The organism is Pseudarthrobacter sp. MDT3-1, assembly GCF_054510755.1.
On record NZ_JBTNDX010000002.1, the window covers coordinates 112,529 to 130,839 of the forward strand.

The 18,311-nt window shown below is 65.3% G+C and carries 15 protein-coding genes and 2 tRNA genes; 8 read left to right on the top strand and 9 right to left on the bottom strand.

Going from position 1 to position 18,311, the window contains the following annotated elements; translation table 11 throughout:
- Positions 1-6: 6 nt before the first annotated feature.
- Positions 7-435: a hypothetical protein gene (locus ACX80X_RS01870; RefSeq protein WP_459311066.1), complete on the top strand. Its 429-nt coding sequence runs from the start codon at positions 7-9 to the stop codon at positions 433-435.
- A 9-nt stretch (positions 436-444) separates the two neighbouring features.
- On the opposite strand, the gene ACX80X_RS01875 is transcribed toward ACX80X_RS01870, so the two are convergent.
- On the bottom strand, positions 445-1,116 hold the full coding sequence (locus tag ACX80X_RS01875) for a hypothetical protein (protein ID WP_308216143.1): 672 nt from the start codon (positions 1,114-1,116) through the stop codon (positions 445-447).
- 167 nt (positions 1,117-1,283) lie between these two features.
- On the opposite strand from ACX80X_RS01875, the gene ACX80X_RS01880 reads away from it, so the two are divergent.
- The 4 genes from ACX80X_RS01880 (at position 1,284) to ACX80X_RS01895 (ending at position 4,456) form a co-directional block, all read left to right on the top strand.
- Positions 1,284-2,246, top strand: a complete 963-nt coding sequence (locus tag ACX80X_RS01880; RefSeq protein WP_252614446.1) for a J domain-containing protein — start codon at positions 1,284-1,286, stop codon at positions 2,244-2,246.
- Between the two features lie 66 nt (positions 2,247-2,312).
- Positions 2,313-2,780 (top strand): tRNA (cytidine(34)-2'-O)-methyltransferase, encoded by a 468-nt coding sequence (locus ACX80X_RS01885; RefSeq protein ID WP_252598250.1) that lies wholly within the window; start codon positions 2,313-2,315, stop codon positions 2,778-2,780.
- A 190-nt stretch (positions 2,781-2,970) separates the two neighbouring features.
- Entirely contained in the window at positions 2,971-3,579 is a 609-nt protein-coding gene (locus ACX80X_RS01890; protein WP_252598251.1) for a sigma-70 family RNA polymerase sigma factor, read from the top strand.
- Position 3,580: 1 nt separating this feature from the next.
- Complete coding sequence (locus ACX80X_RS01895; RefSeq protein WP_252598252.1) at positions 3,581-4,456, top strand: anti-sigma factor; 876 nt, start codon at positions 3,581-3,583, stop codon at positions 4,454-4,456.
- A 49-nt stretch (positions 4,457-4,505) separates the two neighbouring features.
- On the opposite strand, the gene ACX80X_RS01900 is transcribed toward ACX80X_RS01895, so the two are convergent.
- From ACX80X_RS01900 to ACX80X_RS01915, 4 genes are all read right to left on the bottom strand, one after another.
- Positions 4,506-5,285 (bottom strand): PIG-L deacetylase family protein, encoded by a 780-nt coding sequence (locus ACX80X_RS01900; protein ID WP_252609040.1) that lies wholly within the window; start codon positions 5,283-5,285, stop codon positions 4,506-4,508.
- A 3-nt stretch (positions 5,286-5,288) separates the two neighbouring features.
- Positions 5,289-6,242: an electron transfer flavoprotein subunit alpha/FixB family protein gene (locus tag ACX80X_RS01905; RefSeq protein ID WP_252598254.1), complete on the bottom strand. Its 954-nt coding sequence runs from the start codon at positions 6,240-6,242 to the stop codon at positions 5,289-5,291.
- Positions 6,243-6,256: 14 nt separating this feature from the next.
- A complete protein-coding gene (locus ACX80X_RS01910; RefSeq protein ID WP_252609093.1) occupies positions 6,257-7,057 on the bottom strand; it encodes an electron transfer flavoprotein subunit beta/FixA family protein in 801 nt (266 codons plus the stop codon).
- A gap of 254 nt (positions 7,058-7,311) precedes the next feature.
- Positions 7,312-8,913 carry a trypsin-like peptidase domain-containing protein gene (locus ACX80X_RS01915; RefSeq protein ID WP_252598255.1) on the bottom strand — a complete coding sequence of 534 codons (1,602 nt, stop codon included), beginning with the start codon at positions 8,911-8,913 and terminating at the stop codon, positions 7,312-7,314.
- A gap of 286 nt (positions 8,914-9,199) precedes the next feature.
- On the opposite strand from ACX80X_RS01915, the gene ACX80X_RS01920 reads away from it, so the two are divergent.
- From ACX80X_RS01920 to ACX80X_RS01930, 3 genes are all read left to right on the top strand, one after another.
- Positions 9,200-11,248, top strand: coding sequence for a TPM domain-containing protein (locus tag ACX80X_RS01920; RefSeq protein WP_252598256.1), 2,049 nt, complete (start codon positions 9,200-9,202; stop codon positions 11,246-11,248).
- A 110-nt stretch (positions 11,249-11,358) separates the two neighbouring features.
- A complete protein-coding gene (locus tag ACX80X_RS01925; RefSeq protein WP_056343844.1) occupies positions 11,359-12,144 on the top strand; it encodes a PspA/IM30 family protein in 786 nt (261 codons plus the stop codon).
- Between the two features lie 129 nt (positions 12,145-12,273).
- Positions 12,274-13,749 carry a cryptochrome/photolyase family protein gene (locus ACX80X_RS01930; RefSeq protein ID WP_252614442.1) on the top strand — a complete coding sequence of 492 codons (1,476 nt, stop codon included), beginning with the start codon at positions 12,274-12,276 and terminating at the stop codon, positions 13,747-13,749.
- On the opposite strand, the gene ACX80X_RS01935 is transcribed toward ACX80X_RS01930, so the two are convergent.
- The 4 genes from ACX80X_RS01935 to ACX80X_RS01950 all read right to left on the bottom strand — a co-directional run bounded on the left by ACX80X_RS01935 (position 13,739) and on the right by ACX80X_RS01950 (position 18,188).
- Positions 13,739-14,671, bottom strand: coding sequence for a cytochrome b/b6 domain-containing protein (locus ACX80X_RS01935; RefSeq protein WP_459311069.1), 933 nt, complete (start codon positions 14,669-14,671; stop codon positions 13,739-13,741). The two genes, ACX80X_RS01930 and ACX80X_RS01935, sit on opposite strands and share 11 nt — an antisense overlap.
- A 130-nt stretch (positions 14,672-14,801) precedes the next feature.
- A tRNA-Met gene (locus ACX80X_RS01940) sits at positions 14,802-14,878 on the bottom strand.
- A gap of 147 nt (positions 14,879-15,025) precedes the next feature.
- Positions 15,026-15,099 (bottom strand) — tRNA-Met (locus ACX80X_RS01945).
- Between the two features lie 80 nt (positions 15,100-15,179).
- Entirely contained in the window at positions 15,180-18,188 is a 3,009-nt protein-coding gene (locus ACX80X_RS01950; RefSeq protein WP_252598259.1) for a UPF0182 family membrane protein, read from the bottom strand.
- Positions 18,189-18,311 lie beyond the last annotated feature (123 nt).

Genomic DNA, 18,311 nt, shown 5'->3' on the forward strand with positions numbered 1-18,311 from the left:
TCCACCATGACAACCAACGCGAAAAAAACCGCAGGCAGTCGGCTACAGGCTATGGCACCGGACAGGCAGGCCTTCTTCCTGCTGCGCACCGTGTTCACCGTCGCACCGATTCTCTTCGGGCTGGACAAGTTCACCAACACCCTGACCGACTGGACCATATACCTCGCGCCGGCTGCCACCTCCGTGGTGCCCGTGTCGGCGCAGAGCTTCATGTACATCGTCGGCGTCGTGGAGATCGCCGCCGGCATTGCAGTGGCCGTCCGGCCCCGGTTCGGTTCCCTGCTGGTCGCCGTCTGGCTGCTGGGCATCATCATCAACCTACTGGTCCTGGGCAGCTTCTACGACGTTGCCTTACGGGACTTCGGCCTGCTCGTGGGCGCGCTGGCCCTGAACCGCCTTTCCCCCGCCGGGTCCTGGCGCAGGCATGGTAAGTAACCGACACCGCTAGTTCGACGGCGGAACCAACAGGAGGCGTTCTGCGATGTAGGCCCGGGCGGCTGCCAGTGTGGCATCGTCCGGGCAGGCCACCGAAATGTAGACCGACGATGCCGCAGTGCCGAACACCCGGGCCATAACGGCCGTGGGCCTGACGCCCGCTTGGCCGGGTTTCTCCAGAGCCAGCACCTCAGCCGATGGCCCCGGCTTGCCAACCTCACCGCCCCACCGCAGCGTCGCTGTCTTCAGATAGCCGGGCAGGATGGTCGGGTCCAGGTACGTGAAGAGGCCAACAGTCGACTCCTTGTCGTCCTGAAGCGCCAGCGGTGCCTGGTTGGTGCGGACCTTGGCCGCCACCAGACAGCCATCGGACTTCACGAATTGACTCTCGCCGGCCACGTTCTCCTTGACCTGCTGCCAGCCGGGTGCATCCTTGAGTCCGTCCGAGATCCCCACGGGGACCCCGGCGGCCAGGGAACCGCCAGCGGAGAACGGCATGTCCTTTGCGGCCACCGCTTCTGCGTCATGGCCCGGGGTGATGGTAGGGGTGGCCAGGGCGGTGACGGTTGGCGCCACTTTCGGGGCGGCCGGATCGGGAACGTCTACACTGCAGCCTCCCATTGCTGTCACGCCGAGCAGCGCCCCCGCCACGAGTACAGCCGCCTGCGCCTTCACGTCCACCCCAATATGTTCGCCCGGACGGCCCGCCTGCCGTCATCCTCAAAGAGTCTAGACGCCGGGCCGCGGGAACCACTGAGGCGTGCGCAGACGTTGTGTGGGCAGGCCGTAAACTGGGGCCCACCGGGCTGCATGCCGTGGACTGGCCAGCGAAGAAAAGGGATGAGTGCTTGACCGAGAGCAGCAACTCCTACTACGAGGTGCTCCGTGTCGCCGTGACGGCCACCGACAAGGAGATCAAGGTGGCCTACCGCCGGGCCGCGCGGAAGGCCCATCCTGACCATGGCGGGGACGCCGCTGCTTTCCGGCGAGTGACGGCAGCATACGAAACCCTCATAGACCCCACGCGCCGGAAGGCCTACGACCGCTCGTACGCCGCGGGAACCGCCCGCAACACCGACGATTCCGCCGCAGGGCCGCACTTTGATGCGCCGGCGGCGGGCAGCCATGCCTCGGCCACAGTGCACAGAACCACCACGCCGCGGAACACCGCAGGCGACCCGCCCCTTTATGTCCCGCCCTACGATGCCGCGGCTTTCGAGGCGTCCGGCACGGTGCCGCTCATCCCGTTCGCCCAGGCCAGCCAGCAGGTCCACGGGATGCCGCGCAAACGGGGTATTTTTGGCGCCGAGGCCCGAATCCAGCGCGAACTGCGCACGGTGCAGCTCATCACCCGCCAGGTTCTGCCTGCGATTCCTGCGGCCCGGCTGGTCAACGGCCTGCAGTCCCCGGCCGATAACAGCCACATCGACCACGCACTCCTGTCCGGCTACCGGCTGGCGCTGATCGGGTCCATGCTGCTGCCAAAGGGCGCCTACGCCTGGGACGGGCAAACCCTGAGGCACGGCGGACGTTCCATCGCGCCGCCGCAACTGGCCCACGTTGTCCGGGCCATGCAGGACATCTTCCCGGAACTGAACGTCACCGGCTGGACAGTCATCCACAGCGCCGACGGCAACCTCCACGAACCCGTCATCGACCGCCACCGGCGAACAGCCGGCACCTCCGAAACCATCCAGGTGGTGAACGCGGCAGGCCTGGTCCGCGGCCTCAAGCACTTCCTCTCCTCCGGCCCCACACCCAACACCGTCAATGTGTCCGTGCTGGCCAGGCTGCTTCGCGGCATGCACTGAACCGTTGCATGCGCTGGGAAGCGGGCACTGAACCGTTGACCCGGATTGGTTGACTAGGATTGGACCGTGTTCCGAATCCTCTTCCATGCCCCCGAAATCCCCGGCAACACCGGCAATGCGATCAGGCTGGCAGCCATAACCGGCGCCCAACTGCACCTGGTGGAACCCCTCGGCTTTGATTTCTCCGATGCCAAGCTCCGGCGCGCCGGCCTGGACTACCACGACCTCGCCGTCGTCACCGTCCACAAAAGCATCGAGGACGCCTGGCGCGAACTGCAGCCGGAGCGTGTGTACGCCTTCACCTCGGACGGCACCGCCAGCTACGCGGACATCGCCTACCGCCCCGGCGATGTGCTGATGTTCGGCCAGGAATCGGTAGGCCTGCCTGAGCACCTTAAGAGCGATCCGCATGTCACGTCCACGGTGCGGCTCCCCATGCTTCCGTCCCTGCGTTCCCTGAACCTGGCCAACGCAGCGTCCATTGCCGTCTACGAGGCCTGGCGCCAACAGGGATTTTCCGGCGCCCAGATCTGAGCGCCCGCTGCCCATCCGGACGGCTGCCGGCACCGAATAACTCCTGACAGCAATTCCAGGGCGAGGAAGGAGCGGGCAGGTGACACGGCTAGCGACGAGGCGGGCGGCGCCGTCGGCTCTCCCCTTTCCCCGGGGCAGCACCGGCCGCGATGCTCAGGTTTCACCGCCGGGCGACTTATGCTGGGTAGTGATGGAAACTCCCAACGCGCCAAACTCCGAGGCCCCGGCCGCAGTTACAAACTCACCGGCGGATCTCGGCAAGCGCTTGGCCGGGCTGCTCGCCCGCATAGCCGGCGGCGACCAGGCCGCGTTTGCCGAGTTCTACCAACTGACATCGCGCAGGGTGTTCGGCATGGCGCGGCGGGTCCTCATCGATCCCGAACTCAGCGAAGACACCACGCAGGAGGTTTTCCTCCAGGTATGGCAGAACGCCGCAAAGTTCAACCCGGAAGCAGGAAGCCCGCTCTCGTGGCTGATGACCATTTCGCACCGCCGGGCCGTGGACAAGGTCCGTTCCTCGCAGTCGGCCACCGACCGTGAGGCCAAGTACGGCGCCAGCAGCCAGGACGTGGACCACGACTCCGTCTCCACCGAGGTGGACAGCAGGCTGGAGGCCGAGGCGGTGGTCCGGTGCCTGGAAACGCTGACCGATACACAACAGGAATCCGTGCGGCTGGCCTACTACGGCGGCCTCACGTACCGCGAAGTCGCGGAGAAGCTAAACGCAGCAGTACCCACTATCAAGTCCCGCATCCGCGACGGACTGATCCGCTTGAAGACCTGTCTGGGGGTGAGTTGAGATGACAGAAATGAATAGTCAGGGAGGCACCCGCCGTCCCGGCTCGTTCGGAACTGAGATCGCCGCCGACCTGGAATCCGGGCGGGCCGTGGATCTCGCCGAGCTCTATGCCCTGGACGCGATCAGCGATGCTGAACGCGCCACCATTGACCGCTACATCTCCGCCGCCCCCGACGCCGAGCGCAGCGCCTTCCTTGAGCGTGTCCGCCAGGACAGGGAGACCCTCGCGGCGTCCTTTACGGCTGAGGCGGAACCTCCCGCGGATCTTTTCGCACGAATCGTGTCCCAGTTGCCGTCCCTCGCGCAGCTGCCTGCCGATGGGCCAATAACAGTCGTGGCTCCCGCCACCACGGCCATGCCGGCCGAGCAGTCGTCTGCAGAAGCCCTGGATGAGCTCGCCGCCGCCAGGGTCCGCCGGGAAGAACGGCGCCGGCCTGCCGGCGCCCGCCGCTGGCTCACCGCGGTGGCAGCCGCCGCCGTGATCGCCCTCGGTGGAGTGGGCGTGGGTGCCTACATTGCTGACCAGAACGATCCCCTGAACCAGGTGGTCCGGGCTGGCGACGTGCGCGAAGCATCCGTACCTGTCTCCGCCGGCGGCACCGCCACGGTGCTGATTTCGTCGTCGAAGGATGCCGTGGTGGTCAAGATGAACGGTGTGCCCGCGCCGCCTGCCGGCAAGGTCTACCAGATGTGGCTGATCCCGAAGGACGGCTCGGCACCGGTTTCCCAGGGCCTGATGGACGAAGCAGCCCTGTCGAAGCCTGCTGTAGTGAAGGGCATTGCATCCGCCGCAGCGCTTGGCATCACCGTGGAGCCCGTGGGTGGTTCGGCCACGCCGACGTTCCCCACCGTGGCTGCCGCACCGCTGGGCGCCTGAGCCCGGGGGCGGCTGCGCCAGAGGCCGGCCGCCCCAGCCGCCGGCGGTCCTAGAAGCCGGCGATGGTCCCCGGGCCGTTGACGGCGACCACATGGAAGGCTTCGGCGCTGCGGCCCTCGGCAAACCCCGCACGCCGGGCAGTCACGTGCATGCCATTCCGCACCGCAGATTCCATGGCGCCGACGTCGGGATGCTGGCTCACATGCACGTGGATCGCCTCAAGCTTGGCGGCCACATGGTCGGTGACGTCCACAAAATGGTTATCCCGCTCGTCCGGCCCGGCGTAGAGCCACAGCCACGGCAGCTTGTACGCGGCGAGGCCTGCCTCAGCCAGTTCCGGATAGGCGAACGGGTTTTCGACTGCAGGGTAGACGGCCCGGGTCACGGCCTCACCCACGGCAAGGTGGTCCGGGTGGCTCTTCTGCAGGCGGCTCCAGTTCCGTTCCGGATGCATGGCAAGCACGACGTCGGGACGGATTTCCCGGATCAGCTTCACCACACCTTTCATCACCTCGTGCGTCGGTTCGAGGTAGCCGTCGCGCTCATGGAGGTAGCGGAGGTCAGTCACGCCCACGAGTTCGGCGGCCCGGCGCTGCTCGGCCGCCCTGAGGGCGATGATCTCCGCCCGGTGCGCCGGGTCGAAGCCGCCGGCGTCGCCGTCGGTCATGATGCAGTAGCTGACCTGGATGCCGGCGGCCGTCCAGGCGGCGATGGTGCCGGCCGCACCGAAGTCAATGTCGTCCGGGTGGGCGGCGAAACAGAGCACCCGCCCAACCCGGTGGATGTCCGGGTTGAACGGGCTCTGTGCTGAGGCAGCGGAGTGGGCCAAGGGTCAGCCTTTTCGCTTCTTGATTTCTTCGGTGGCCTGCGGAAGGACGTCGAAGAGGTCCCCGATGATGCCAAAATCGGCGATTTCGAAGATTGGTGACTCGGCGTCTTTGTTCACGGCCACGATGACCTTTGCTGTCTGCATCCCGGCTTTCTGCTGGATGGCACCGGAAATTCCTGCCGAGATGTAGAGCTGGGGCGACACGGTTTTGCCGGTCTGGCCTACCTGGGCGTCGTGGCTGATCCAGCCGGCGTCCGTGGCCGCACGGGAGGCGCCGACGGCAGCTCCGAGGGCGTCGGCAAGCTGCTCCACCGGGCCGAAGTCGCCGTCCACTCCGCGTCCGCCGGCCACCACGATGCGGGCGTCCGACAGATCCGGGCGTCCACTGGCCGCCTTCTGTTCGCGGGCGGTGATGCGGGCTGCCGTGGCCGTGCCGTCCGCCGGCACTTCGACGGTGGACGTCTCCGGGGCGGAAGCCACGGAGGCCGGCTCCGGCGTGACGTTGTTGGCCTTCACCGTCAGCACGGAAACCGCCGTGGTGGCCCTGGCAGAAGTGGTGTAGGACCCCGCGAGGACCGACTTGTGGGCTGTACCGTCGGCGTCGACCGCCACAACATCGGTGATGACGCCGGCGTTGAGCCGGATGCCGAGCCGCGCCGCGATCTCTTTGCCTTCGGGCGAGTTGTCCAGGAGGACCGTGCCGGCACTGGCGGCACCCGCGGCGGCCGCGAGATAGGCTGCCTTCGCCGAGACAAGGTAGTCATCCAGGTCCTGGGCGGAGGGCCGGAAAACGGCGGTGACGCCGTATTCGGCGAGCGTGGCCGAAACATCCTGGTGCAGATCGCCGTTCACGGCAACAGCGGTCTCTCCCAGGGAACGTCCCAGGGTGAGCAGTTCGAGGGTGCTCTTCTTCAGGGCATCGCCGGGGTTGTCAATGAATACGAGTACGTTTGCCATGTCTGTGATCCCTCTTAGAGCAGCTTCTGGGCGGCCAGGAAGTCGACGAGCTTGATGCCGGCGTCGCCTTCGTCGGTGATGATGGTTCCGGCGGTGCGCGGCGGGCGTTCCTCGGCAGCGGTCACTGTGGTCCACGATCCGGCGTGGCCCACGTGCGCGGGATCGACTCCGATGTCGGCCAGCGACAGCGTGGTGATGCTCTTGCGCTTGGCCGCGATGATGCCCTTGAAGTTGGGGTAGCGCGGCTCGTTGATCTGGTCCGTCACGGAGACCACTGCGGGCAGCGAAGCTTCGACGGTCTCCGAGTAGGTGTCGGCGTCGCGGCGCGCGGTGAGCCGGCCGCCGTCGACCGTCAGCGAGGACGCGAAGGTGACCTGCGGCAGACCGAGGCGCTCGGCGAGCTGGGCCGGGACCAGGGACGTTTCGCCGTCGGTGGACGCCATGCCCGTGAGGACAAGGTCCACCGGAGCGCCGGTGCCAATATGGCGGATGGCGGCCGCGAGCGCGAGCGAAGTGGCGGCGGCGTCTGAGCCCGCCAGGGCACTGTCCGTGAGGTGCACACCTTCGGTGGCGCCCATCTGGAGTGACTTCTTCACCGCGTTCACGGCACCGGACGCGCCCATGCTCAGCGCAATGACCTGGTTGCCGGCCTTGGCGCCACCGCGGGCCTCAGCCAGCTGCAAAGCCGCCTCCAGCGCGTATTCGTCCAGCTCGGAAAGGATGCTTTCGTTACGGTCCGTAGTGTAGCCCTCGCCGGTGAGGTGTCGGTCGAACTGTGCGTCCGGTACATGCTTGACCAGGACGATGATCTTCAATGTCTCTTCCACTGTATTTACAGCAGCCTTCCATGCTTGTGGACAGCCAGCCGGATGGGGTCATGGCCTCGGAACGCCCGGGGTACGGGTAGATCCTAGCTAACCATATAGCCGTCCCCCGTTGCCGTCCCGTTAACGCCTGTGTCACGGCCCTGCCCGGGCGCACGGGAACGCGGACGACGGCGGCGGCGGTCACCTTTGGTGACCTCCGCCGTCGTCGTGGATTGTTTGCCGTGCGCTCTGCTGTTCAGGCCCTACTGGTCCGCCGCGGTGCCGAGCGTGACGTCCAGCGTCTGCTCCTGGCCGTTGCGCAGGACGGTGAGCTTGACGGTGGAGCCGCCGGCCTGCTCACGGACGGCCGCTGTGAGCTGGTTAGGCTCGCTGATGACCAGGTCGTTGAACTTGATCACCACATCGCCCACCTTTATACCGGCCTTTGCGGCAGCTGAATTCGGCTCTACCGTTGCCACGTCGGCACCTACGGAGAAGCCCGAGGACGAGCTGCTGGACGACTTTTCCTTGACGCTGACACCCAACTGGCCGTGGGAGGCCTTGCCGGTATCAATGATCTCCTGTGCCACCCGTTTTGCGTGGTTGATGGGGATGCTGAAGCCCACTCCGATATTTCCGCCGGTGGTCGAAGAATCGGAGCCGGCGGACGCGATGGCGACGTTGACGCCGATGATCTCTCCCTTGCTGTTGACCAGCGCTCCGCCGGAGTTGCCGGGGTTGATGGCGGCATCAGTCTGGATCACGTTGATGGAGATGGAACCCTGGTTGGCGGTGCTTTGGCCTTGGCCACCGTTTGGCGGGGCGAACTGGAAGCCCTGATCGCCGCCCTGGGAAGTGTCGCCTTCCTTCGGTGCCGCCGAGGACGCAACACTGATGGTCCGGTTCAGGGTTGAGACGATGCCGTCAGTGACTGTTCCGGTCAGGCCAAGTGGGGAGCCGATGGCGATGGCCGTGTCGCCGACGTTGAGCTTGCCCGAGTCACCGAGCGTGGCTGCGGTCAGCCCGGACGCGTCGTCCACCTTGATGACGGCAAGGTCAGAGAGGGGGTCAGTGCCCACCAGTGTGGCCTTGAGGACCTTGCCCGCGCTGGTCCGGACCTCCAGGGCTGCGTTGGCGCTCTGGCCATCGAGCGTCACCACGTGGGTGTTGGTCAGGATGTGCCCTTCGTTGTCCATAACGATGCCGGAGCCTGTGCCGCCCGAACTGCCGCTCGTGGCACTGATGGTCACCACGCTGGGCGACGCCTTGAGCGCCGCGGCCGTGATGGCGTTGACGTCGTCCTTGTTGTTAACAATCACGGTCTCAGACTGGCTGCCGCTGCTCGCGGCCGACGGCGAGCCATTGTTGAATAGGTTGCCCGAACCGACCGTGGCCACGCCACCACCCACAAGGCCTGCGGCCAGGATGCTTGCCACCAGGGTCCCGACGCCGAAGGAGGCTTTCCTGCGGGGCGCGTCGGCCGGGTTCGGGGCAGCGTTGTACTGGCCCGGGGAGTACTGGCCTGTTCCGTACTGACCCGGGTTGTGCTGACCCGGGTTGTGCTGACCCGCAGAGCCGCCGGGCGCTGCCGAATGCGCCCCGTGCTGGGCGTACTCGTGGCCGGGAGCCTGCTGGCCCGGCGTTTGCTGGCCGTATAAGGGCTCGCGGGGAGGAAAAACCGGACGGGGTGCACCCGGCAGCGGCTGGGTGGGGTTGTCGGGTGCCCCGGATCGGTCCAGCTGCTCGGTCGTATTAGCCTGACCGACAGCGTCACTGCGGACCTCCGCAGGGTTCTGGTCCGCATTCCGGTTCTCATCCGGATTGCGGTTCTCCGGCGCTGCACCCTGGGTTGGGTTCTCAGTCATTGGACTTCCTTTCATCCTCGTCTGCATTAACTATGTACCGTCTGGCTGGAACTGGGACGAACGTTGGCTGGGAGGTTGCTGGGAGACCGAATTCCGCTGCCAACAGGCACTTCCAAGGGTTTCGCTGGTGGCATATTCGCCGCTGTGGACGCACCAAGAGGTGCACCATAGAATCAAAAGGAAATGCCACAGCGACCTGCGGCTTTACACCACGCGTGGGGGCGCTGCTGCATTCTGAGACGCTTATTCGTCCCGAATCGGTGTCAGGCGTGCTGAAGGGTTGCACATGCGGTCAAAGTTCAAACGTATCCTCGCCGTGATCGGCCTGACCGGGCTGCTAGCGGTTCCTGCCGGCGCGGCCTGGGCTGAAGACCCGGTGACCATCCCACCCGGAACCAACATTGTGGACAACGCCAAGGTTCTCGGCGGACGCAGTGGCGAGGTCCAGGAAGCCATCCAGAAGCTCCTGAAGGACCACAAGTACAACCTCTATGTGGTGACCGTGGACACGTTCACCAACCCAACCGTTCCAGCTGACTGGGCCGCGGCCGTTGCGACGAACAAGGGCATGGGCAGGTCCGACGCCGTCCTGGCGATAGCCAAGGATGACGGCAAATTCAGCTTCGTCCTGAACTCTGCCAGCCCTATCAAGTCCAAACAGGGAGCCATCAGCCAGAACGCCGTCACAGCCAACCTGGCTGGCGGCAAGAGGGACTTCGCCCAGGCTGCCATTGACACCGCTGGAGCCATCGGGGATGCGGCAGGCGGCGGCAGCGGCAATGTCCCCTCGGGTGATGGCGCCGGGGCTGCGGTCCTGGTAGGAACGGGTATTGCAGTTGCCGGTGGGGCCGGCGCGTACCTTTACTTCCGCAACAAGCGCAAAAAGGCAGCCTTGGCATCCAGCGCCAGCTACGGTCCCCAGGGTGCCGAGCTCGATCCGCTGGCTTCGCTCAGCATCGAGGAACTCCGGCGCAAGAGCGGTTCCCTCATCATCGAGGCCGACGACGCTATCAAGTCCAGCGAACAGGAACTCGGCTTCGCGGAGGCCCAGTATGGCGATGCCGCGGTGGGGAACTTCACCAAGGCCCTGGCCGAGGCCAAAGCCCACATGTCCGAATCCTTCAAGCTCCAGCAGCAGCTTGACGACCACATCCCGGACACCGAAGAACAGCAGCGCAGCTGGCTCGGCGAGATCATCCGCCGTTCAGAGGCAGCGCTCGGCTCGCTCCAGGAGCAGAAGGCCGACTTCGACTCGCTCCGGGAGCTCGAGAAGAACGCCCCGCAGGCACTGGCAGCCATCAGCGCCGGAGCCCACGAAGCCGATGCCAAGATCGCCAGCGCCGAACAGTCACTGACGGCCTTGCGCGCCAAGTACGCGGACAGCGCTCTGGTGCAGGTCGCTGACAACATCACCCAGGCCAAGGAACGGCTGGCTTTTGTGCAGAATGCCACGGCCACCGCCCAGGAGAAGCTCACCGCAGGCGAGGGTAGCCTCGCCGCGGTCGCCGTGCGGGCATCTGAAGAGAGCCTGCACCAGACCAACGTTCTGCTGGACGCCATCGCCAAGGTGTCCACCAGCCTGGACGAGGCCCGCAATGGGCTGGAGGCGGCCGTCGTTGAAACCTCCCAGGACCTCGCGCAGGCGAAGGCCATGATCCAGTCCGGCGAACACCCCGAACTGGCTGGCCCGGTTGCCGGTGTTGAAGCCGCTCTGGGCCAGGTCAAGGCCGAAATCCAGGGCGGAAAGATCGATCCCATCGCCACCCTGCAGCGCGTTGAAACAGCGCACCAGGCCCTGGACCAGTCCCTCACCGGCATCCGGAACCAGCAGGACCAGGCCCGCCGTGCCCAGGCGTCGCTGCAGCAGACCATCATGTCGGCGCAGGCGCAGATCAGTGCCACGTCGGACTACATCACCGCCCGCCGCGGCGGCGTAGGCACCGAGGCCCGCACGCGGCTCGCCGAGTCCCAGCGCAACCTCGACTACGCGCTGTCCATCTCCCGCAACGATCCGGTTACTGCCCTCACATACGCCCAGCAGGCCCACGCCCTCGCGGCCCAGGCAGCGCAGCTGGCCCAGGCAGACGTCGACAACTTTGGTGGCTACGCCAACCAGGGGTTCGGCGGCGGTGGCATGTTCGGCGGGCGCGGCGGAGGCGGTGGCGGCCTCGGTGGCGCCATCCTTGGCGGTATCCTCATCAACTCCATCCTCAACGGCGGCAGCGGCGGAGGCTGGGGCGGAGGCCACAGCGATGGTGGCGGCTGGGGCGGTGACTCCGGGGGAGGGGACTTCGGCGGAGGAGATTTCGGCGGCGGAGACTCGGGAAGTTTCTGATCCGACAAAGCTAGGCGCCAACAGGAACCAACCTGCAGGCGAAAAGAAGCGGTACAACAACTGTTCACTGATCTCAGTGGCCACCATTGAGCAGGACGAAAGGTAACACCATGGTTAAGCAGTCCATTTTCGGCCGGATCGCACAGCTGGCAAAGGCAAACATCAACACTTTGCTGGACAACGCTGAGGATCCGCAGAAGATGCTGGACCAGATGGTCCGGGACTACACCAACAACATTGCGGAGGCTGAATCCGCAGTCGCCCAGACCATCGGTAACCTCCGTATGCTCCAGGATGACTACCGCGAGGACATCAAGAATGCCCAGGACTGGGGCAACAAGGCCCTCGCCGCGTCTCGCAAGGCTGACGAATACCGCAGCGCCGGCGACAGCGTAGACGCCGAGAAGTTCGACAACCTCGCGAAGGTAGCGCTGCAGCGCCAGATGTCCGCGGAAAGCGAAGCCAAGGGTGCTGAGCCGAGCATCGCCTCGCAGACCGAGGTAGTGGACAAGCTCAAGTCGGGCCTGGACCAGATGAAGGGCAAGCTCAACGAACTCACCAGCAAGCGCAACGAGCTGGTTGCGCGCTCCAAGACGGCCGCGGCACAGTCCCAGGTGCATGATGCCATTAAGAGCATCGACTTCATGGATCCCACCAGCGAAGTTGGCCGCTTCGAAGAGAAAATCCGCCGCGAAGAGGCCAAGGTCCGCGGACAGCAGGAGCTTGCCGCGTCGAGCCTGGACGCCCAGTTCAACCAGCTGGAAGACCTCGGCGAGCAGGTGGAAATCGAAGCACGCCTGGCAGCCCTGAAGTCCGGCGGGGCCAAGCCGGCCATCGGCGCTTCCGGCACCCGGTCCGAGTCCACAGTCGACGAGGCCGACTTCGACAAGCTGTAGCCAGCCGCGTCCGCCGCTGAGCGGGCAGCAGGGGCCGGGGTTCATCACGAACCCCGGCCCCTGCCATGCCCGGACAGAAACCTGCAAACGACCGTGCGGCTCCTGACTCGGGTGTGTAGCGTGGAGGCCATGGTCTCCCCCGTTGCGTCCTCCATCGTCTGGCTCCGTGATGACCTTCGACTGGACGATAACCCCGCTCTTTCCCACGCCGTCGAACTCGGCCTGCCGCTTACAGTGGTCTACATTCTCGACGAGGAATCCCCCGGAATCCGTCCCCTGGGAGGCGCGGCCCGCTGGTGGCTGCACCACTCGCTGACTTCGTTGGCGGGGGCGCTTGCTGAGGCCGGTTCCGCACTCATCCTCAGGCGCGGACCTGCCAGCTGTGTGATCCGGGACCTGGCCGAGGAGACCGGCGCAAAGCACGTGCTGTGGAACCGCCGCTACGGCGGTCCCGAGCGGTCCCTGGACGCGGACATCAAGGCCTGGGCGGCGGAGAACGGCATCGAAGCGGCCAGCTTCCAGGCCAACCTGCTGTTCGAGCCGTGGACCATCACCACCGGCAGCGGCGGTCCCTACAAGGTGTTCACGCCCTACTGGCGGGCCTGCACAGCGTCCGGCGAGCCCCGTCCGCCGCTGGATGCGCCGGCCCGCCTGCCCTCCCCCGCCGTCGCCGGTTCGATGAAGCAGGCCTCCAGCGACGCGCTGACAGAGTGGTCGCTGCTGCCCGTGTCCCCGGACTGGAGCGGCGGACTGGCTGAGACCTGGCAGCCCGGGGAATCCGGAGCGCACAGCAGGCTTGAGGACTTCCTGGACGGGCCCGCACAGGACTACGGCACTGGGCGGGACATTCCCGGTGTGGAAGGCACTTCCAGGCTGTCCCCGCACCTCCGTTTTGGTGAAATCAGCCCGTTCCGGGTCTGGCACGAGCTCCGCCGCCACTTCCCCCGCGAGGCGACGCCCGACGTCGGGATCTTCCGGTCCGAGCTGGGCTGGCGGGAGTTCTGCTGGCAACTGCTTTACGCCAATCCCCAGCTGGCTACCCGAAACTACCGGCCCGACTTCGACCGCTTCGAATGGCAGCAGCCCACCGCCGCGGAACTGGAGGCGTGGGAACAGGGCCGGACCGGGTATCCGCTGGTGGATGCGGGGATGCGGCAGCTCTGGCAGACCGGTTGGATGCATAACCGGGTCCGGATGGCGGCGGCGTCATTCCTCGTCAAGAATCTCCTGGCCGACTGGCGTCTGGGCGAGGCATGGTTCTGGGACACCCTAGTGGATGCCGATGCAGCCAGCAACCCCGCCAACTGGCAATGGGTTGCAGGCTCGGGCGCCGACGCGTCCCCGTACTTCCGGATCTTCAATCCCGTCACGCAGAGCAAGAAGTTCGACGCCGACGGCCGGTACCTTCGCGAGTTCATTCCGGAACTCGCCCACATGGACCGCAGAGCCATCCACGAACCGTGGAAGCAGCCCGATGTCCAGGGCTACCCCGCGCCCGTGGTGGGACTCCCCGAGTCCAGGGAGCGTGCGCTGGCCACCTACCAGAGGCTTCGGGAGGACCGGCAAGGCCTGGACAACGTCACCGGCCCGGAAATTAGCGGCTGACTTTGCCCATCAGGGAGGCGATGGGGCGAAGGAAGAGGGGACGCGCCAGAAACCAGGCTGCCACCATGGCTGCCACCGAGGCGACGAAGACCCAGAAGCCGAACCAGCCGGCGTCGTCGCTGCCGCCGTACATGTGGTTCAGGTTCCGCAATGCACCGGTGGCGAGCACCAGGAAGACATGCACCACGATGAACGCCACGAAATAGATCATGACCGAGAAGTGGATGGCCCGCGCGAGCTCAATGGGGTAGGCCTTATTGAGAGCGGTGGCCTTCTTGGGCCAGGCGGAGGACGTCCGAATACCGGAGATGAAGGCAAGCGGTGCGGCGATGAAGACCGTGGCGAAATACGTCAGCAGCTGCAGCGCGTTGTAGTTGACCCAGCCGTTGTCGGTGGGCCAGTTCAACGAGGCGTACTGAAGCGCTGCGGAGAGGGCATTGGGGATAACGTCCCAGCTCGTGGGCACGATCCGCATCCATTGGCCGGTGGCGAACAGCAGGATGGCGAACACCAGGCCGTTGAGGATCCAGAGCGCGTCCAGCGTCAGGTGCAGCCAAAGCTCCAAGGTGATCTTGGTGGGCGCATTCCTGGTCTTGATCAGGCCCTTGTTGTTGCGCGTCCAGTGGCCGCTGGGCCGCGTGGTGGTCCGCACCTGCCAGCCGGTCCTGATGATGAGCAGCAGGAAGAAGCCGTTCAGGAAGTGCTGCCAGGCCAGCCACGCCGGGAATCCCACAGGCGCGCCGTCAGGCAGTTCCGAATGGCCCGGATAGTCAGCCAGGAACGAGGCCACCGCAGGAAGGCCGGTCATCCACTTGGCCAGCAGCACCACGAGCACCAGCACTACGAGCGCGGCAGGAACACCCCAGTAGAGTCTTGACCGCTTGCTCGTGGAGGAGCCGGGCTTCTTCGTGGGTGTGGACATCGAACAACATTCCTCTCGAGAATGACTGACCAGGTGCTCAAATCGCTTTGCGAACGAGAATACTAGGAACCAGCTGTAATCGGGCAAAAAAAGACCCCGGCCGGCGTTATGCCGGTCGGGGTCTTCTGCATGGTTGCGGGGACAGGATTTGAACCTGTGACCTCTGGGTTATGAGCCCAGCGAGCTACCGAACTGCTCCACCCCGCGTCGCAAGGTCAACACTACCGTACTTTGGAGTAGGTAAAAACCAATCGTGATTGAGGGTCCCCACGACGCCGAGGTTGCCTGCCTGGGACGGGTCCACTTAAACCAAAAAGTCCGGATTCTGTTTCCAGAATCCGGACTTTTCGCCAGTTGCGGGGACAGGATTTGAACCTGTGACCTCTGGGTTATGAGCCCAGCGAGCTACCGAACTGCTCCACCCCGCGTCGCAAGATCAACTCTACCGTCCGGTGAACGGGAGGCCAAATCCTGGTGGCGTGATGTGCGTCTCGCTGGGTCAAACCCCTTAGTTGCTGGCCGCCGGCGAGGGCGTCGCCGTCGGTGTGGCTTCCGGCGACGGTGTCGCCTCGGGCGATGGCGTGGCTTCAGGGGCCGGCGCCGGGATCTTGCCCTCGGCGTCAATAGCCTTCTGCAGGGCCGCCGCGAGCTTCTTCTGCTCTTCCCCATAGGCGGCAAAGTCGCCAGCCGCCAGGGCTGCCTGGCCCGCCTTGATGGCTGCGTTCGCCTCATCCAGCGCGGCCTTCAAGTCAGCTTGGGCACCCGCACTTACCGGCGGTGTGGTGCCAGGAGCAGGCGGGGTCTGGCCGGTGTTGTCGGAGTCGCCCGCGGCAGCGCCTGAGTCGCCTCCGAAGAGTTGCTTCAGGGCACCGTCCAGGGTCGGCGCAAAGCCGACCTTGTCACCGAAGGCCACCAGCACACGCTGCAGGGTGGGGTAGGACGTCTCGCCGGTCGACTTGAGGTAAACCGGCTGGACGTACAGGATGCCGCCGCCCACGGGCAGAGTCAGCAGGTTGCCGTTGAGCACCTCGGAAGCGCCCTGCCTCAGCAGGTTCAACGCCTGGGACACCGTGGGATCGGAGTTGAACTTGTTCTGGGCCTGGCCCGGCCCGGGAACCTGTGTTTCCGGCGGAATCTGCAGCAGCCTCAACTTGCCGTAGCTGTCCGCTTTGACGCCCTTCTCGTTTCCTGCGTCAGAGTCGGCCGCCAGGAATCCGTAGAGCACGTTCCGGGCAGTGCCGTTGACGATCTGCGGGATGAAGGACGACGTGAGCTGGAAGGCCGGCTTCTCCTGGTCCGGCATCTGCAGTGACATGTAGAACGGCGGCTGCTTGACTTCGGTATCCACGGTGGGATCGTTCGGCACGCTCCATACTTCGTCACTCTTGTAGAAGCTCACTGGTTCCGTGACGTGGTAGCGGCCCAGCAGTTCGCGCTGCACCTTGAACAGGTCTTCCGGGTAACGGACGTGGCTCATAACATCGCCGGACATCTCCGAGTACGGCTTCACGGACGCGGGGAAAACTTTCTGCCAGGCCTTCAGGACGGGGTCCTGATCGTCCCATGCATAGAGGGTCACCGAGCCGTCATAGGCGTCGACCGTGGCCTTGACCGAGTTCCTGATGTAGTTCACCGAGCTGTTCGGCAGGGCAACCGTCCGGCCTGAAGTGGTCTGGGAGTCCGCGGTGGCAGCCGAGAGCTGCTCCTGCTGCGAGTACGGGTAGTACTGGCTAGTGGTGTACCCGTCCACGATCCACTTGACGCGGCCGTCAACAACGGCCGGATAGGAGTTGCCGTCAACGGTGAGGTACGGGGCAACCTTCTCCACGCGGTCACGCGGACTGCGGTCGTACAGGATCTGGGATTCTGCGTTAACTCCGTCGGAGAGGAGGAGGTCCGAGGACTGGAACTTGATGGAGTAGAGGACCTTGTTGAAGAAGCTGCCCACGTTGGGCCCGCCGTTGCCGGTGAAGGTGTACTGGGTTTCCCCGTCCCCTTCCTTGCCGGAAGGCCTGTCCTGTTCGCGGTGCGGTGATCCCGAAGGCGCCCCGACAATGGAGTACTCCGGGGAGTCTTCGCCGAAGTAGATCCGCGGCTCGTAGGTGGAGTCATCGCCAAGTACACCGGTGGACGGGATACCCGACTGGAGGAACTCCGGCTTGCCGTCGACGGTGAACTTGTTTCCCTTGGCCGCCACCACGCCGTAGCCGTGGGTGTAGACGACGTGCTGGTTGAGCCAGCCCTGCTGGTTGGTGGCAACGTTCGCCGGGTTCAGCTCACGCACGGCGATGACCGTGTCCTGGATCTTGCCGTCCACCTCGTAGCGGTCGACGTTCAGTGCCTCCGGGAACTGGTAGTACGGGCGGTACTGCTCCAGCTGGGAGAACGCATCGGAGATCAGGTTGGGGTCCAGGAGCCGGATGTTGGCCGTGGTCTGGGCGTCCGGGGCCAGCGCCCCGGTGCTGGCAGTGTTCGTCGCGTCATAGCGGTCCACCTGAATCTGGTCCAGGCCGTAGGCCGCCCGAGTCATCTCGATGTTGCGCTGGATGAACTCCTTCTCCAACGTCTGCTCGGAAGGCCGCACCTGGAACTGCTGGATAACCCACGGGTAAACGCCGCCGGCCAGGATCGAGGTGATGATCAGCATGGCCGTGCCGATGACCGGCAGGCGCCAGCGGCCGATGACCGCCGCAACGATGAAGAGGATGGCCACCAAGCCTGCCGCCACGGCGAGGATCGCCTTGGTGGGGATCACGGCGTTCACGTCCGTATACAGCGCACCGGCCCAGCGCCCGCCGTTGCCCTGAAGGGCGGCATAGCGGTCCAGCCAGAAGTTTGCGCCGAGCAGGATCAGGAAGGCTGCGCCGGTTACCGCGAGGTGGATCTGTGCCGCGCGGCTGGTGAACACGCCGCGTTCCATCAGCCGGATGCTGCCGTAGAGGTAGTGGGTGAGGATTCCGGCGATGCCGGCCACCACAACCACGCTGATCAGGAAGCCTGTGACGAATCCCAGGAACGGAAGAGTCATGAGGTAGAAGCTGATGTCCAGGCCGAACTCAGGATCGCTCTGGCCGAACGGTTCCTGGTTGAAGAACAACAGCACTTTCTGCCATTGGCTGGCCGCGGCGCTGCCCGCGAACAGCCCGAACAGGATGGGCAGGCCCACCATAACGACGCGGCGGACCGGTTCAAGCTGGGCCTGGTAGCGGTTCAGGTTGTCGCGCATCTCCGAGTCCGGCGCGTACACGGGCCGTGCGTGGTAGGCAACCCGGATGGCAAAAAAGACGGCCAGGAACATAAGCGCGAAGCCGGCGAGGAAGATCCCGATCCGCGAGAGGTTTTCTGTCACAAACACTTCGAAGTAGCCGAGCTGCCGGTACCAGAGGACGTCAGTCCACACGTTGGCGAAGAGGATGAAGCCCACCACTGCGATGGCAACAACAATCAGCGTGGGCGTTAGGGCCCCGCGTCGCGAGGGGGGTCTTCCGGGCGGGATGGGGCTGGTAGGACGGGACAAACTCGGTACCTCATAGCTGGTCGTCAGGTTTACATAAGAAGCGTGCGTGCGGTTGACGTCCGGCACCGGTCAAGCGTGTGGCAACGTCCGTCATATCTGCCACGAGTGGCGGTAAAGCTTAGT